Source organism: Rhodopseudomonas palustris, assembly GCF_013415845.1.
GTDB lineage: Bacteria > Pseudomonadota > Alphaproteobacteria > Rhizobiales > Xanthobacteraceae > Rhodopseudomonas > Rhodopseudomonas palustris_F.
On record NZ_CP058907.1, the window covers coordinates 637,159 to 653,542 of the forward strand.

The window sequence follows — 16,384 nt, forward strand, 5'->3', positions numbered from 1 at the left end:
GCCTTCGATTCGCCGCGCCGCCGTGGCCGAGTCCCCCTCCTTTCGAATCTGCCAAAGAGACTCCCAGTGCCGAACATCGCGTCCGTCATCGCATCCGAACTCGCCGTCCGTGAGCAGCAGGTCCAGGCCGCAATCGACCTGCTCGACGGCGGATCGACCGTGCCGTTCATCGCCCGCTACCGCAAAGAGGCGACCGGTATGCTCGACGACACGCAGCTCCGCACCCTCGAGGAGCGGCTGCGTTACCTTCGCGAGATGGAGGCGCGGCGCACCGCGATCATCGACAGCATCAAGCAGCAGGGCAAGATGACGCCTGAGCTGGAGGCGGCGCTGCTGAAGGCCGACAGCAAGGCGCGGCTCGAAGACATCTATCTGCCGTTCAAGGAGAAGCGGCGCACCAAGGCGCAGATCGCGCGCGAGGCCGGCCTGGAGCCGCTCGCCGACCTGTTGCTGCAGAACCCCGACAGGGATCCGCAGGCCGAGGCGGCGGCCTATGTGAAGGCGGAGGGCGAGCATCCGGTCGCCGACGTCAAGGCGGCGCTCGAAGGCGCGCGCGCCATCCTGGTCGAGCGCTTCTCCGAACACGCCGACCTCACCGGCTCGCTGCGCGAAGCAATGTGGAGCCGCGGCGCGCTGAAGGCCGGCGTGCGCGACGGCAAGAAGACCGTCGGTGCCAAGTTCGCCGATTACTTCGACTTCTCCGAGCCGTACGAGAAGCTTCCTTCGCACCGCATTCTGGCGCTGCTGCGCGGCGAGAAGGAAGAGGTGCTGTCGCTCGATTTCGGTGACGGCGAAGATCCGGAGTCGAAAGAACCGACCCAATACGAGAACCGCATCGCCGCGACCTTCGGCATCGCCCGCAAGGGCCGCCCGGCCGATGGCTTCCTGTCGGATTGCGTGCGCTGGGCGTGGCGGACCCGGATCAAGACCGCGCTGGCGCTCGATATGCGGATGCGGCTGTGGCAGCAGGCCGAGACCGAGGCGGTGCGGGTGTTTGCGGCGAATCTGCGCGACCTGCTGCTCGCCGCGCCGGCCGGCGGCCGCGCGACGCTCGGGCTCGATCCGGGCTTCCGAACCGGCGTGAAGGTCGCGGTGATCGACCGCACCGGCAAGATGGTCGACCACGCCACCATCTATCCGCACGAGCCGCAGCGGCAATGGAACGAGAGCATGCTGACGCTGGCGCAGCTGTGCGTGAAGCATCGAATCGAGCTGGTGGCGATCGGCAATGGCACCGCCTCGCGCGAGACCGAGAAGCTGGTCACTGATCTGATGAAGGCCAAGCCGGATCTGAAGCTGACCAAGGCGATCGTGTCGGAAGCCGGCGCGTCGGTGTACTCGGCCTCGGAATTCGCCTCCAAGGAATTCCCCGATCTCGACGTCTCGATCCGCGGCGCGGTGTCGATCGCGCGGCGCTTGCAGGATCCGCTCGGCGAACTCGTGAAGGTGCCGCCGCAGTCGATCGGCGTCGGCCAGTATCAGCATGACCTCAATCAGCACGCGCTGGCGCGCGCGCTGGACGCCACGGTGGAAGACTGCGTGAACGCGGTCGGCGTCGATCTCAACACCGCGTCGGCGCCGCTGCTCGCGCGGGTGTCGGGCATCGGCGAGACGCTGGCGACCAACATCGTGGCGCACCGCGACGCCAACGGCCCGTTCCCGAGCCGCGACAAGCTGAAGGAAGTGCCTCGGCTGGGGCCGAAGGCGTTCGAACAGTGCGCCGGGTTCTTGCGGATCCGCGACGGCGAAAACCCGCTCGACGCCTCCGGCGTGCATCCGGAATCCTATCCGATCGTCAAGAAAATCCTGGCTGCCACCAAGAGCGACATCAAGGCGCTGATCGGCCAGACCAAAATGCTGCAGGGGCTCAAGCCGCAGGCCTTCGCGGACGAGAAGTTCGGTATCCCGACCGTCAGCGACATTCTGAAAGAGCTGGAAAAGCCCGGCCGCGACCCGCGTCCCGAGTTCAAGACCGCGACCTTCCAGGAGGGCGTCGAGAAGATCACTGACTTGAAGCCCGGCATGATCCTGGAAGCGACCATCACCAACGTCGCGGCGTTCGGCGCTTTCGCCGATATCGGCGTGCATCAGGACGGTCTGATCCACATCTCGGCGATGTCGGAGCGACGCATCAACGATCCGCGCGAAGTGGTGAAGCCGGGCCAGGTGGTGAAGGTCAAGGTGCTCGAGGTCGACGTGCCGCGTAACCGCATCGGCCTGACGCTGCGGATGTCCGACCCGATTCCCGCGCCCGGCGAACGCCGCAGCGGCGGCGGTGGCGGTGGCGCCAGCGCCAAGCTGGTCGACCGCTACAAGCCGCGCCAGGAAGCCCCGAGCGGCGGCGGCGCATTCGCCGCGGCGCTGGCGAAGGCGGCCGAGAAGGGACGCAGCAAAGGGCGGTAGGCGCGGACGCCGCTTCCCCCGCTTAGCCGAACAGTGCGCCGGCGATTCCCGCCGCCGCGCTGAAGGCGACGACAATCAGCGGTGGGACGCGCCAGATCGTCAGCAACGCGAAGCCGATCAGCGCGACCGCGACGTCGGCCGTGCTGCGGATCGTGCTGGTCCACACCGGGCTGTACAGTGCGGCGCCGAGCAGGCCGACCACGGCGGCGTTGACGCCGCGCATCATCGCCTGCGCGGCCGGATAGTGGCGCAGCCCATGCCAGAACGGCAGGACGCCGAGCAGGATCAGGAATCCGGGCAGGAAGATACCGACAAGACCGATCGCCGCGCCGACCAGCCCGGGCGCCGGTGCAGCGATCGCTCCCAGATAGGCAGCGAAGCTGAACAGCGGTCCCGGTACGGCCTGCGCCGCGCCGTAGCCGGCGAGGAACGCGTCGTCGCTCACCCATCCCGGCCCGACGAACGCATCGCGGAGCAGCGGCAGCACCACATGGCCGCCGCCGAACACCAGCGCGCCCGAGCGATAGAACGCATCGAACGCCGCGACGATCGACGACCCGCTCCATTGAGCGAGGAGCGGCAGGCCGAGCAACAGCATCACGAAGCCGAGCAGCGCGGCGACACCGACCGATCGCGAGACGCGCGCGCCGACGTCGCCGAAGTGCTGCAGCGCGTCGCTTCGGCACCACAACATCCCGGCCATCCCGCCGAGCGCGATCGCGCCGAGCTGAGCGATCGGCATTGCGCTGAGGAGCACGATCAGCGCCGCCGCCACCGCGATCGTGGCGCGCTCGCGATCCGGGCAGAGCTGCCGCGACATCCCCCACACCGCCTGGGCGACGATCGCCACCGCTGTCAGCTTCAGCCCGTGCAGCAGGCCGGTGCCGACCGCACCGTCGAGCGCCGCTGCGCCATAGGCGAACAGCACCAGCGCGAGCGCCGACGGCAGCGTGAAGCCGGTCCAGGCGGCGAGCGCGCCGAGATAGCCGGCGCGTAGCAGGCCGATCGCGAACCCGACCTGGCTGCTGGCGGGGCCGGGCAGGAATTGGCACAGCCCGACGAGATCACCGTAACTCTGCTCGTCCAGCCAGCCTCGCCGGACCACGAATTCGTCGCGGAAGTATCCGAGATGCGCGATCGGACCGCCGAAACAGGTCAGCCCGAGTTTGAAGAACACTCCCAGCACTTCGCGTGGCGTGCCGCTGCGTGGCTGCTGGGTGGTCAATGGCTTGGGCTGCGCGATCAAGTTGCCGCCTGGTCGCCGACGGTCTGCGACTGTGTCAGTCCCGTCATCCTCTCGCTGATCTCCCACAGTCGCCTGTTCGCTTCCGCATCGAGTGCCTGAGCCGGTGCCGGGATCGTCTTGCGGTTCGCGTAGTACTGGCCACTGACACCCTCCAGCTCCGGTGCGTTCGCCAGATACAGCACCCGCTGCGCCGCGCTTTCCGGTTTCGGGATCGCCCAGCCGCCGAGCTTGGCCAGCAGTTTCCAGAACAGACCCTGGGCGCCGTCGGTGCCGCCGAGATTGGACTTGAACACGCCGGGGAAGACGCAGTTCACGGTGACGCCGCTGCCTTCAAGCCGGCGCGCCAGTTCGAAGGTGAAGTGCAGATTGCCGAGCTTGGACTGGGCGTAGCCCTTCATCATGCCGTAAGGGCGCTTGTCCCAGTTGAGGTCGTCGAAATCGATCGCCGCGTCGATGCGGGTGCCGACATTGACGATCCGTGCCGGCGCGCTGGCTTTGATCAGATCGAGCAGCAGATTGGTGAGCAGGAACGGGCCGAGGTGATTGATCGCGAAGGCGCGCTCGATCCCCTGCGGGCTCAGCCGCCGCTCCGGGAAGGCGGTGCCGGCGTTGTTGATGAGCAGATGCAGCCGATCAAAACGGTTGCGCACCGCCTGCGCCAGGGCGCGGACAGAGACATGATCGGCGAGATCGGCGACGAATAGGTGCAGGTCTTGATTGCCGGTGGCGGCGCGAACATCGGCGAGCGCTGCCTCGCCGCGGCCGCGGTCGCGCGCCACCAGGCCGACACGCAGGCCGTCCGCCGCCAGCGCGGTGACGATGGCCTTGCCGAGGCCGGAATTGGCGCCGGTGACCAGCGCGGTGCGTTTGTGTTCGGGGCTCGTGCTCATCGGGGCCTCCTGGCCGTCATCCGCTGAGCTTAGCGCCTCGCGGGCTTGCTGTGATGACGGCCGTACAGGAAGTAGATCGCAAGGCCGATCGCCAGCCACACCGCCAGCCGTATCCAGGTATCGAGCGGCAGGCCAAGCATCAGGATGAACGATACGATCGCCCCGGCCGGCGCCACCAGCCAGATCGCCGGCACCTTGAACGGGCGGTGCTGCTCGGGATGCTTGATCCGCAGCGCCAGCACACCGACGCAGACCACCGCGAACGCGAACAGCGTGCCGATGCTGACCAATTCGCCGACCAGTCCGATCGGCAGCACCCCGGCGAGGCCGGCGACGATCACGCCAGTGCCGATGGTGGCGACATGCGGGGTGCGGAAGCGCGGGTGGGTGGCGGCGGCGCTCCTCGGCATCAGGCCGTCATGCGCCATCGCCCGCAGCACGCGGGTCTGCCCGAGCATCAGCACCAGGATCACCGAGGTCAGCCCGGTGACGACGCCGATCTTGACGATCGAGGACAGCCAGCCGATCCCGGCGGCGTCGATCCCGACCGCGATCGGATCGGGCACGTTGAGCCGGTCGTATGGCACGATCCCGGTCAGCACGAATGCGACCGAGACATACAGCACGGTGCAGATCGCCAGCGAGCCGAGGATGCCGAGCGGCATGTCGCGCTGCGGGTTCTTGGCTTCCTGTGCGGCGGTCGAGACCGCGTCGAACCCGATGAAGGCGAAGAACACCACCGCGGCGCCGCGCAGCACGCCGGACCAGCCGAAGATGCCGTTCTCCTGCGCCGGTGGAATGAACGCGCCATCCGGATTGGCCGCCGTCACCCAGTTGGCCGGCGTCACCATCGGAGCGGCGAAGATCAGAAACAGCGCGATCACCGTCAGCTTGATGCCGACGATGACGTTGTTGAACCGCGCCGATTCCTGGATCCCGATCACCAGCAGTGTGGCGATCGCGACGACGATCGCTATTGCCGGCAGGTTGAGAAACGCCCCGGTGGTCGACCAGGCGTGGGTTGCGGCGTCGTAGGCGAGCGGCGCCGTGGTGAACTGCGGCGGCAGATGAATGCCGAAATTGCCGAGCAGACTGACGAAGTAACCGGACCAGCCGATCGCCACCGTGATGGCGCCGACCGCGTATTCCAGGATCAGGTCCCAGCCGATGATCCAGGCCACCAGCTCGCCGATCGTCGCATACGCATAGGTGTAGGCGCTGCCGGAGACCGGCACGGTCGAGGCCATCTCGGCGTAGCACAGCCCGGCGAACGCGCAGGTGATCGCGCCGAGCAGGAACGACAGCGACACCGCCGGCCCGGCATTGGCGGCGGCGGCGTGGCCGGTGAGCACGAAGATGCCGGCACCGATGATGCCGCCGACCCCGAGGGCGACCAGATTGACTGCCGACAGCGACCGCTTCAGGTGGCGGACCTCGCCGTCGCCGCTGTCCCCGGCCGCAGCCTCGATTTGCAGGCTGCTCAGCGATTTACGCGTCCAGATCCCGGCCACTCTCGAACCCCCATTGCCCTGCGGCGGAACCCGCTCGATCTCAAGCGCGGCGACGGCCGCCGGGTTCCATTGCGCCGGCGCTCGCTTCTGGCGGCACCATCGCCGTCAGGCAGCCGAGCGCCGCCCGCACCAGCTGGTGGCGGTACACCGCAAATTCGGCGGGCGGCATGCCGCGGATCAAAGCGTGGGCGAACATTCCGTACATCAAGCTGAAAACCGGCAACGCTGCTTCGGCGGCGGAGCGGCCGGCGGGCCAATCCGAGGCGCCTTCGAGCAACGCCTGCCACTCCTTCAGGAACAGGTCGTAGGCTTCGAGATAGTGGCTGCGCTCGCTCTTGTGCCGCTCCAGCATGAAATGCTGCATCCATTCCCGCGGCGCCTGGGCATAGATTTCGGCCTGCGCCGTGATCGCCGCCGTGACGCCGGTGGCGAGATCGTAGCTGCCGAGCGCGGTGCGGCGGCGGCGCAGCGCCAGCAGCAGATCCTTGGTCCGCAGATGCACGCAGGCGCGTGCCAGTTCGTCCTTGCTGGAGAAATATTCGTAGAAGGTGCCGAGCCCGACGCCGGCCACCAGCACGATCTCGCGGATCGTGACTTCGGAGAACGGCTTTTCGTCGAGAAGCCGAACAAATGCGTCGCGGATCGCCCGCGAGGTCTCGTGCGAGCGCGGCTGCACCGGCCTTCGCCGTGATTTTGCTGGGGTTTCCGCGCGCTTCGCCATCCAGGCCCAATCCGAACACCTGCCCGATACGGCTTGCCTATGATGCCTGCCGAACCATCGCAAGCGCCAGACGCGCCGCTCCGGGAGGACCTAAATGCTCAACGCCGCCATCGCCGACAGCTACGGCGCCGTCACCCATGAGGTGATCAACCAGCCGGTCGAACTCGCCGACTACAATCTGTTCAGCGCCGACCGGCCGCTGGTCGAGGCGGTGACGCGCGAGGGCGCCGAATGGGCCGCCAACGACATTGCCGATTTCGGCGCCCGGATCGGCACCGCCGAGTATCTCGAACTCGGCGCGCTCGCCAACCGGCATCTGCCGGAATTCGACACCCATGATCGCTACGGCCGCCGCACCGACCTGGTGCGCTTCCATCCGGCCTATCACCGGCTGATGCAGACCTCGATCGAGAACGGGCTGCACTCTTCGCCGTGGACCGATCCGCGCAAGGGCGCGCACGTTGCCCGCGCCGCGCGGTTCTATCTGCACAGCCAGATCGAGGCCGGCCACGGCTGCCCGATCAGCATGACGTTCGCGGCGGTGCCGTGCATCAGCCTGCAGCCGGACGTCGCCAAGGTGTGGCTTCCGAAGGTCCTGGCGCGCAGCTACGACGCGCGCAACGTGCCGGCCGAGCAGAAGCAGGGCATTACCATCGGCATGGCGATGACCGAGAAACAGGGCGGCTCGGATGTCCGGGCCAATACCACCCGGGCGATTCCGATTGGTGCCGGCGGGCCGGGTGGCGAGTACGAACTGGTCGGCCACAAGTTCTTCGTCTCGGCGCCGATGTGCGATGCCTTCCTGGTGCTGGCGCAGGCGCCGGGCGGACTGTCGTGCTTCCTGGTGCCGCGCTGGAAGCCGGACGGCGCCAAGAACCCGCTGCAGGTGCTGCGGCTGAAGAAGAAGATGGGCAACGCCTCGAACGCCTCGAGCGAGACCGAGCTGCGCGGCGCGTTCGGCTGGATGATCGGGCCCGAAGGCCGCGGCGTTGCCACCATCATCGAGATGGTGGCGATGACAAGGTTCGACTGCATGATCGGCTCGTCCGCGATCATGCGCGCGGCGCTGTCGCAGGCGATCGATCATTGCCGCCAGCGTGCCGCGTTCGGCCGGCTGCTGATCGAGCAGCCGATCATGCAGAACGTGCTGGCGGATCTCGCGATCGAAACCGAAGCGGCGCTGGCGCTGACGATGCGGATCGCCCGGGCGCTCGACCATCGCACCGAGGAACATGAGGCGCATCTGATCCGGATCGGATCGGCGATCGGCAAGTACTGGATCTGCAAGCGCACGCCCGGTCTCACCGCCGAGGCGATGGAGTGCATCGGCGGCTCCGGCGTGATGGAAGACGGGCCGATGCCGCGTCACTTCCGCGAAAGCCCGGTCAATGCGATCTGGGAAGGCTCGGGCAACGTGCAGTGCCTCGACGTGCTGCGGGCGATGACGCGCGCGCCGGAAACGCTGCAGGCGTATTTCGCCGAGGTCGAGCAGGCCAAGGGCGCCGACGTGGCGTTCGATCGCCACATCGCCGCGCTGAAGGACGACATGCGTGATGCGTCCGACTTCGAGGAGCGTGCCCGCGACCTGGTCGATCGTTTGGCCGTCGGGCTGCAGGCCAGCGTGCTGATCCGGCATGCGCCTGACGAGGTCGCGGAGGCATACTGCGCCTCGCGGCTGGCGCAGCGCGGCGCGCATCATTACGGCGCGCTGCCCAAGGGCGTGAACTTCGCCGCGATCATCGACCGCGCCCGGCCGCGGTAACCATTGCGGTTATGAGAGAGGCCTCGCATTCATTCGTCATGCCTCGCGCTTGTCGCGGGCATCCACGTCTTGAAGGGCAAGGTCAGATCAAAACGTCGATGCCCGGCGCAAAGGCCGGGCATCACGTGTATCAGGCGGACCGCTGCGTTTGTGTGCTGGTTGTTACTTCGGCGCCGCGTCCTTCTTCAGGACCAGCGCCAGCGCAGCGTTGAGCTGGGCGTCTTCGGGCTTGCCGATCAGGTCCGCCTTGATCGGCGCCGAGGTCGCGGACTTGGTCTTGTCGTCGGTCGGCTCGCCGGTCTTCGGCGTCGCCTTGGTGGCGCTGGCGTCCGACTTGCCGAGCTGGCCCGGATTGGCGATCGCGCCGTGCAGCGCGCTTTCGCGGATCAGCGGGCCGCCGCTGATCTGCTGATCCTTCGGCGCCTCTTCGATCACGTCCGGCACGATGCCCTCGTCCTGGATCGAGCGGCCGGCCGGCGTGTAGTACAGCGCCGTGGTCAGCCGCACCGCGCCGTGACCCTTGATCGGAATCACGGTTTGCACCGAGCCCTTGCCGAAGCTGGTGGTGCCCATCACGGTGGCGCGCTTGCGGTCCTGCAGCGCGCCGGCAACAATCTCCGACGCCGACGCCGAGGCGCCGTTGATCAGCACCACGATCGGCACGCCCGGCAGCTTGTCGCCCTTCGACGGCGCCGAGAACACCCGCTGGTCGTCGGCCTGGCGGCCGCGGATCGACACCACGGTGCCGCCGTCGAGCAGGTCGCCCGCCACCGAGACGGCGGCGTTGAGCAGCCCGCCCGGATCGTTGCGCAGGTCGATCACCAGCCCCTTGAGGCCGCCGTCCTTGGCGTCGCTCTTCAGCTTGGTGAGCGCAGCGGTGAAGCCGTCGGCGGTGTCGGCGCCGAACTGGCTGATGCGGATGTAGCCGACGCCGTCCGGCTTGATCTCCGACTTCACCGAAGCGACGCGGATGATTTCACGGGTCAGGGTAACGTCGAACGGCTCGTCCTTGCCGCGCAGAACCGTGATGGTGACCTTGGTGCCGGGGGCGCCGCGCAGCATGTCGACGACGTTACGCAGGCTCATGCCCTGAGTGGTGGCGGTGCCGACCTTGATGATCAGGTCGCCCGGCTCGAGCTTGGCGCGCGCCGCCGGGGTGCCGTCGATCGGCGACACAATCCGCGGAATCCCGCCCTGAGCGGTGATCTGCATGCCGAGGCCGCCGAACTGGCCCGACATGTCGGTCTGCATGTCCTTGAATTCCTTCTCGTCCATGTAGTCCGAATGCGGATCGAGCCGGTTCAGCAGGCCCTTCAGGGCATCCTTGGTCAGCTCGTCCGAGGGGATCGGATGGACGTAGGCGCGCTGCACCAGCTGGATCACGCCGCCGATCAGGTCGAGATCGGCCGGGGCGGTCTGCTCGCGCTGCAGGGCGAGCGCGGAGACGACGGGAACCGCGACGACGCCGAGGACGGCAAGCGAGCGGACGACGATTTTGCGCATGGACTAACTCATGTGAAGGGGCGGAAAATTGCCGCCGTGGTGGCGTTGCGGAACCAGAACCGACCGCGGTCGCCATCGGTTCCCGTGAAGGGGGCACCGGCGCCCGGATAGGACGCCTGATCAGATACGTGCGAAGCGGGCGTGATCAAGGCACCCGATGCGGTCAAGCCGCCGGCTTTTCGGCGGCGTCGCCGTTGGCGAGCAGGTGCACCAGCGCCCGCTTGATCGCCGCCTGGCGGGTCGGGGCGGTGATCTGCGCACCTAACAAATCGGTCACGTAGAACACGTCGCGGGCACGTTCGCCGAAGGTCGCGACATGCGCCGAGGCGATGTTGAGGTTGAGTTTCGAGATCGCCGTGGTGAGCTGGTACAGCAGGCCCGGGCGATCCAGGCCGCTGACTTCGATCACCGTATAGCGGTCGGACCAGTTGTTGTTGATTTCGACCTCGGGCTCGACCACGAAGGCGCGCAGCTTGGCCTTGCTGCCGCTGCTCGCGCGGCGTGCGACCGCCTCGGGTAGCCGCAGCTTGCCTTCGAGTACCTCTTCGATGGTCTCGCCGATGCGGGTGGCGCGGCGCCCCTCGTCCTCGTCGCGGTCGTATTCGCGGCTGATCGAGATAGTGTCGAGCGCGCGGCCGTCGGTCGTGGTGTAGATCTGGGCGTCGACGATGTTGGCGCCGGCGCTGGCACAAGCTCCCGCGATCACCGACAGCAGCCACGGATGGTCGACCGCCAGGATGGTGAGTTCGGTGACGGCGCGGGCTTCGTCGAAGCCGACATTGATCGCCAGCTTATGGCCTGCCTGTTCGGAGGCGCGCAGGAAGCGGGCATGGCGGATCTTGCGCTGCAGATCGACCTTCAGCCAGTACGCCGGATAGTGCCGCGCCACATAGGCGTTGAGGTCGGCCTCCGGCCATTCGGTGAAGGCGGCGCGGAATTCGGCTTGCGCGGCGCGGATGCGCTCGGCGCGGTTCACTTCCGAGAAGCCGCCGGTCAGCACCGGCTCGGTCTCGTAGTACAAGGTCCGGATCAGCTGCGCCTTCCAGCCGTTCCACACCCCCGGACCGACGCCGCGGATGTCGGCGGTGGTCAGGATGGTGAGCATCTTCATCTGCTCGACGGTCTCGACCACCGCGGCGAAATTCTCGATGGTCTTGCGGTCCGACAGGTCGCGCGACTGCGCCACCGTGGACATCACCAGATGCTTCTCGATCAGCCACGCCACCAGCTCGGTGTCGGCGGTGCTGAACCCGAACCGCGGGCAAAGCCGCCGCGCCACCTTGGCGCCGGCGGTGGAGTGATCCTCGGGCTGGCCCTTGGCGATATCGTGCAGCAGCACCGCGGCATACAGCACCGCACGGTGATCGGGCCTGATCTTCCGGATCAGCTCCGACGACAGCGCGAACTCATCGTTCCCGCCGCGTTCGATCTCCTGCAGATTGCCGACGCAGCGGATCAAATGCTCGTCCACCGTGTAGCTGTGATACATGTTGAACTGCATCATCGACACGATGCGGCCGAAGGCGCGGATGAAGCGGCCGAGCACGCCGGTCTCGTTCATCCGCCGCAGCACCGGCTCGGCGTTGTCGGAAGTCAGAATCTCGACGAACAGCCGGTTGGCTTCGGGATTGTCGCGAAGCTGCGGCGTAATCAGCGACAGCGACCGCGTCACGCTGCGCATCGCGTCCGGGTGGAAGGCGAGATTGTTCTTCTGCGCCAGCCGGAAGATCCGGATCAGATTGACCGGATCGTGCTTGAACACGTCCGGCACAGCCAGATTGATGCGGTTATTGTCGATGACGAAATCGTCGCTCTCCGGCACCCGGCGGCGCTTGGCGGCGGGCCGCAGCCGCGCCATCATCCGCGTGAGCGCCGGCGCCGCCTTGGCCTGCTGATCCTCCAGCTTGGCGCACAGGATCGCGGTGAGGTTGCCGACTTCCTTGGCGATCAGGAAGTAGTGCTTCATGAAGCGCTCGACATCCTGCATTCCCGGATGCGAGGTGTAGCCGAGCCGCACGCCGATCTCGCGCTGCAGATCGAACGACAGCCGGTCTTCGGCGCGCTTGGTCACGAAGTGAATGTTGCAGCGGACCGACCACAGGAAGTCTTCGCAGCGGCGGAACGTGCGGAATTCGGCCGGATCGAACACGCCGCGCTCGGACAGCTCGCTGGCTTCGCGAACCCGGTAGACGTATTTGGCGATCCAGAACAGCGTGTGTAGGTCGCGCAGGCCGCCCTTGCCGTCCTTGACGTTGGGCTCGACCAGATAGCGTGACTGGCCGGAGCGGCGGTGGCGCTCCTCGCGCTCGGCGAGCTTGGCGGCGACGAATTCGGCCGCGGTGCCCTCGACCACCTCCTTGTCGAAACGCTCGACCAGCTCGGCGTACAGCGCCTCGTCGCCGGCCAGAAACCGCGTCTCCAGGATCGCGGTGCGGATCGTCATGTCGGCGCGCGCCTGGCGGATGCACTCGTCGACCGAGCGGGTGGCATGGCCGACTTTCAGCCCGATGTCCCACAGGCAGTACAGGATGACTTCGGCGACCTGCTCGCCCCAGGCGGTCTGCTTGTAGGGCAGGATGAACAGCAGGTCGATGTCGCTCTCCGGCGCCATCAGGCCGCGGCCGTAGCCGCCGGTCGCCACCACTGTCATCCGCTCAGAACTCGAGGGCGTCGGGGTGTTGTAGAGGTATTCAGTTGCGGCGTTGAACAGCAGCCGGATGATCGCGTCCTGGACGTAGCACAGCCGCTCGGCGCAGCGCCGGCCGTGGCGGTCGCGCAGCAACTGCGCTTCGGCCTCGGTGCGGGCTTTGGCCAGCTCCGCCTTCATCAGCATCGCCAGCGCGGTGCGGAACGCGGCGTCGTTGCCGGAGTGTTTTTCGGCCAGCGTTGCGATTTCGGCGGCGACCCGGGCGCTGTCGAAGCGCTCGTCGGCGGCGGGGCGGGGAGGTGACACGACTTTGTCCATGGCTATTTCCGGATATCGGACGGCAACGCTGCTGTCACGGAATTCCACCCAAGGGTAACTGCGGAGGCGGCCTTGGCCCAGCCAGCATAGGCGCCTGCAACGGATTGTGACGATGGGATTTTCGTCAGTTTTCGTGAATTCTCCTTCTCATCGTCGCGAGCTTGTGAGAGAGGGGAACGCCGCTCCCGCGCCGGCGGGGGTACAACCTGCCGAAAGCGCCCGATGTCCAGTAAAGTCTCCCCGCTCGCCCCCACCGATGTCCCCGCCATGCCGATGATCGCCGGCGTGCGCCTCGCGACCGCCGCGGCCGGCATCCGTTACAAGGGCCGCACCGACGTGCTGCTGGTCGAAATGGAGAAGGGCACCACGGTCGCCGGGGTGTTCACCACCTCCAAATGCGCCTCCGCGCCGGTGGAATGGTGCCGCGACAAGCTGAAGGGCGGCGGCGCCCGGGCGCTGGTGGTCAACTCGGGTAACGCCAACGCCTTCACCGGCAAGTCCGGCAAGCAGGCCACCACGCTGACCGCACAGCTCGCCGCCAAGGCGATCGGCTGCAAGCCGGCCGAAGTGTTCCTGGCTTCGACCGGCGTGATCGGCGAACCGCTCGACGCCACCAAGTTCGACGGCGTTCTCGATGCGCTGGCGCTTGACGCCGGCCCCGACGGCTGGATGGACGCCGCCAAGGCGATTATGACCACCGATACCTTCCCGAAGGTCGCGACCGCCACCGTCAAGCTCGGCAAAGCCAAGGTGACGATCAACGGCATGGCCAAGGGCGCCGGCATGATCGCGCCCGACATGGCGACGATGTTGTCGTTCATCTTCACCGATGCGCCGCTGTCGGCCTCCTGCCTGCAGGCGCTGCTCAAGGCCGGCGTCACCGACACTTTCAACGCAGTGACCATCGACGGCGATACCTCGACCTCTGACACGCTGCTGGCGTTCGCGACCGGCGCAGCCGCCGAGAACGGCGCGCCGAAGATTTCGCGCGCCTCGGACCCGCGGCTGAAGGCCTTCGTCAAGGCGTTCAACGCGGTGCTGGCCGATCTCGCTGAGCAGGTGGCGCGCGACGGCGAAGGCGCCCGCAAGCTGGTCGAGATCATCGTCGAGGGCGCCAAGACCAAGGTTTCGGCTCGCAAGATCGCGCTGTCGATCGCCAATTCGCCGCTGGTGAAGACCGCCATCGCCGGCGAAGACGCCAATTGGGGCCGGGTGGTGATGGCGGTCGGCAAGGCCGGCGAGCCGGCCGATCGCGATAAGCTGTCGATCTCGTTCAACGGCATCCGCGTCGCCAAGGCCGGCGCGCGCGATCCGTCCTACAACGAGAAGGAAGTCTCGGCCGAGATGAAGAAGCCGGTGATCCAGATCAAGGTCGCCCTCGGCCTCGGCAAAGGCCGCGACCGCGTGCTGACCTGCGACCTCACCAAGGAATACGTCGCGATTAACGGCGATTATCGGTCGTGAACCGGGCGGTCGCTGCAGGCATCGTCGTCACGGCGGCGGTGCTGGTCGGCGCAGCGTGCGCGCAGGCCGAGACGGCGTATTTGCGCCGTACCGTGCCGAGCGATACCGAAACCATGATCGGCATCGGGGCCCGCTTCGACAAAGCCTGCCGGAGTGTTGGGCTGTTCGAGGTCCTGCTCGACGAACCGCCGCAGCACGGGTCGGTGTGCATGCTTGCGGGGTCGGTCCGGCCGACGCGACTGTTCGCCGGCTCGGGTACAAAGTGTCTGGGGCAGCCGATGCCCGGAGTTCAGATCATGTACCGATCCGATCCAGGCTACGCCGGCCGCGATACGCTGCGCTATACGTTGAAATCCCCGCGGATCAGCAAGCCGCATCAATTCACGATCGAAGTCCGAGCGACCTCCAAGATTGAAGGTGGTCGACGATTGGATGTTGAGCAACCGCGCCAGTCGCCGGGGCCGATGCCTACCTGCGTGGCGCTGACATCGTAGGCAATCCATGAACCTCCTCCTCGTCGTCGCCGTGGCGCTGATCGATGCCGATAATCGCGTGCTGATCGCGCAGCGGCCAAAGCACAAGCAGCTCGGCGGTCTGTGGGAGTTTCCCGGCGGCAAGCTCGATCCCGGCGAGCGGCCGGAGGCGGCGCTGATTCGCGAGCTCGACGAGGAGCTCGGCATCACCGTGAAGGAAGCCTGTCTGGCGCCGCTGACCTTCGCCAGCCACGCCTACGAGGACTTTCACCTGCTGATGCCGCTGTATGTCTGCCGGCGGTGGGAAGGCCTGGCGATGCCGCGCGAAGGCCAGGAGCTCGCCTGGGTCCGCGCCAACAAGCTGCGCGACTATCCGATGCCACCGGCGGACCTGCCGCTGATCCCGCCGCTGATCGAACTGCTGATGTAGGGCGCCGGCCAAATTCGAAGGCGTCATGCGCGGGCTTGACCCGCCTGCGGGGCCGAAGCCCCTTCGGCGCGGCGAAGGCCCGCGCATCCATCATCTTGCGAAGAGGGATGGATCGCCGGGTCAAGTGTTCAGCCCGGCGATGACCGCGATAGACAAGAGCAAAGGCCTGCAACGGGGGCAGGCTGCTCAGCGTTTCCCCTTGATCGCCTCTTCCAGACTCACCTTCGCCGAGCCCGGCTTCAGCGGCTGCTGCTGGCTTTCGTGCGGAGACCAGCCGGACAGCCAGACGATTTCGAAGGTGGCGCGGATGCGGCCGTCGGGGTCGCTGAAGCGGTCGGCATAGATCTGCGCCATCCGTGTCAGGGTGGTGCGGCGCAGCGGCGTCCGGCGGCGCTCGATCAGGACATTGGTGGCGCCCATCCGCCGCAGATCCTGCATCAAGGCGAAGGCGTGGTCGTAGCGCACCACGACGCGGTCGACGTCGGTGACCGGCAGCGCGAAGCCTGCGCGCTGCAGCAGCGCGCCGAGATCGCGCAAATCGGCGGCCGGCGCGACGCGCGGCGACACGCCGCCTTCGATCTCTGCTTCGGCGGAAGCGAACGCCTGGCGCAGCTCGGTCAGCGTATCGCCGCCGGTCAGCGCCGCGAGCAGCAGCCCGTCAGGCTTGAGTGCGCGGCGAAGCTGCGCCAGCACGCCCGGCAGGTCGTTGGCGAATTGCAGCGCCAGCGCCGAGACCACGAGGTCGAGCGATCCGGGCGCGAACGGCAGGGCTTCGCTGCCGGACGGATCCACTGCAAGATGCGCGAGCTTGGGAAACCGCTGCAGCTTCAGCCCGCCGGGCGTCCAGAGATCGGCGACCTCGGTGAAGTCGCGCAGCACGGCATGGAGCCGCTCGTCCATCTCGTCGGCGACGCGGTCGAGCAGGAAAGGCACCGAGCCGAGCGCGGCGGCGCGGTGCAGCCGCGCCGTGAGCAGCCGGCGATCGAACAGGATCGGCGTCGAGTCAGCCATGGCAA

Annotated in this window: 12 protein-coding genes; 5 read left to right on the plus strand and 7 right to left on the minus strand. The window is 67.3% G+C overall.

The features are described 5' to 3' along the window. The first annotated feature begins 66 nt into the window (after positions 1–66). Positions 67–2,403, plus strand: a complete 2,337-nt coding sequence (locus tag HZF03_RS02955; protein WP_119017372.1) for a Tex family protein — start codon at positions 67–69, stop codon at positions 2,401–2,403. 22 nt (positions 2,404–2,425) lie between these two features. Here the strand turns inward: HZF03_RS02955 and chrA are convergent, their stop codons facing one another. Genes chrA through HZF03_RS02975 form a run of 4 tightly spaced genes read right to left on the minus strand, consistent with a single transcriptional unit; the run spans position 2,426 to position 6,726 of the window. Further along, on the minus strand, positions 2,426–3,649 hold the full coding sequence (chrA, locus tag HZF03_RS02960) for a chromate efflux transporter (protein ID WP_119017373.1): 1,224 nt from the start codon (positions 3,647–3,649) through the stop codon (positions 2,426–2,428). Further along, the gene (locus tag HZF03_RS02965) at positions 3,646–4,539 is read right to left on the minus strand and encodes an SDR family NAD(P)-dependent oxidoreductase (protein WP_119017374.1); all 894 of its coding nucleotides are present in this window, start codon (positions 4,537–4,539) and stop codon (positions 3,646–3,648) included. The genes chrA and HZF03_RS02965 overlap by 4 nt, the downstream gene beginning before the upstream one ends. Positions 4,540–4,568: 29 nt before the next feature. After that, complete coding sequence (locus HZF03_RS02970) at positions 4,569–6,050, minus strand: amino acid permease (RefSeq protein WP_119017375.1); 1,482 nt, start codon at positions 6,048–6,050, stop codon at positions 4,569–4,571. Positions 6,051–6,090: 40 nt separating this feature from the next. After that, entirely contained in the window at positions 6,091–6,726 is a 636-nt protein-coding gene (locus tag HZF03_RS02975; protein ID WP_234906866.1) for a TetR/AcrR family transcriptional regulator, read from the minus strand. A gap of 139 nt (positions 6,727–6,865) precedes the next feature. On the opposite strand from HZF03_RS02975, the gene HZF03_RS02980 reads away from it, so the two are divergent. Beyond that, on the plus strand, positions 6,866–8,533 hold the full coding sequence (locus tag HZF03_RS02980) for an isovaleryl-CoA dehydrogenase (RefSeq protein WP_119017377.1): 1,668 nt from the start codon (positions 6,866–6,868) through the stop codon (positions 8,531–8,533). 162 nt (positions 8,534–8,695) lie between these two features. On the opposite strand, the gene HZF03_RS02985 is transcribed toward HZF03_RS02980, so the two are convergent. Both HZF03_RS02985 and HZF03_RS02990 read right to left on the minus strand, forming a co-directional pair. Beyond that, a complete protein-coding gene (locus HZF03_RS02985) occupies positions 8,696–10,036 on the minus strand; it encodes a S41 family peptidase (protein WP_011156158.1) in 1,341 nt (446 codons plus the stop codon). A 163-nt stretch (positions 10,037–10,199) separates the two neighbouring features. Next, complete coding sequence (locus HZF03_RS02990) at positions 10,200–13,001, minus strand: [protein-PII] uridylyltransferase (protein ID WP_119017378.1); 2,802 nt, start codon at positions 12,999–13,001, stop codon at positions 10,200–10,202. Positions 13,002–13,223: 222 nt separating this feature from the next. Between HZF03_RS02990 and argJ the strand changes: the two genes are divergently transcribed. Genes argJ through HZF03_RS03005 form a run of 3 tightly spaced genes read left to right on the plus strand, consistent with a single transcriptional unit; the run spans position 13,224 to position 15,368 of the window. Next, positions 13,224–14,465 (plus strand): bifunctional glutamate N-acetyltransferase/amino-acid acetyltransferase ArgJ, encoded by a 1,242-nt coding sequence (argJ, locus tag HZF03_RS02995; protein ID WP_119017379.1) that lies wholly within the window; start codon positions 13,224–13,226, stop codon positions 14,463–14,465. Next, the gene (locus tag HZF03_RS03000; RefSeq protein WP_011156161.1) at positions 14,462–14,959 is read left to right on the plus strand and encodes a hypothetical protein; all 498 of its coding nucleotides are present in this window, start codon (positions 14,462–14,464) and stop codon (positions 14,957–14,959) included. The genes argJ and HZF03_RS03000 overlap by 4 nt, the downstream gene beginning before the upstream one ends. A gap of 7 nt (positions 14,960–14,966) precedes the next feature. Then, positions 14,967–15,368: a (deoxy)nucleoside triphosphate pyrophosphohydrolase gene (locus HZF03_RS03005; RefSeq protein ID WP_011156162.1), complete on the plus strand. Its 402-nt coding sequence runs from the start codon at positions 14,967–14,969 to the stop codon at positions 15,366–15,368. 186 nt (positions 15,369–15,554) lie between these two features. Here HZF03_RS03005 and HZF03_RS03010 read toward each other — a convergent pair whose 3' ends face one another. Beyond that, on the minus strand, positions 15,555–16,379 hold the full coding sequence (locus tag HZF03_RS03010; RefSeq protein WP_119017380.1) for a methyltransferase domain-containing protein: 825 nt from the start codon (positions 16,377–16,379) through the stop codon (positions 15,555–15,557). Between the last annotated feature and the right edge of the window lie 5 nt (positions 16,380–16,384).

What these genes read in the sequence shown, in the direction of transcription:
- HZF03_RS03010 (WP_119017380.1), bottom strand. Translation starts at nt 16,379, where the DNA reads ATGGCTGACTCGACGCCGATCCTGTTCGATCGCCGGCTGCTCACGGCG.
- HZF03_RS03005 (WP_011156162.1), top strand. Translation starts at nt 14,967, where the DNA reads ATGAACCTCCTCCTCGTCGTCGCCGTGGCGCTGATCGATGCCGATAAT.
- HZF03_RS02965 (WP_119017374.1), bottom strand. Translation starts at nt 4,539, where the DNA reads ATGAGCACGAGCCCCGAACACAAACGCACCGCGCTGGTCACCGGCGCC.
- HZF03_RS02980 (WP_119017377.1), top strand. Translation starts at nt 6,866, where the DNA reads ATGCTCAACGCCGCCATCGCCGACAGCTACGGCGCCGTCACCCATGAG.
- HZF03_RS02990 (WP_119017378.1), bottom strand. Translation starts at nt 13,001, where the DNA reads ATGGACAAAGTCGTGTCACCTCCCCGCCCCGCCGCCGACGAGCGCTTC.
- argJ (WP_119017379.1), top strand. Translation starts at nt 13,224, where the DNA reads ATGTCCAGTAAAGTCTCCCCGCTCGCCCCCACCGATGTCCCCGCCATG.
- HZF03_RS02985 (WP_011156158.1), bottom strand. Translation starts at nt 10,036, where the DNA reads ATGCGCAAAATCGTCGTCCGCTCGCTTGCCGTCCTCGGCGTCGTCGCG.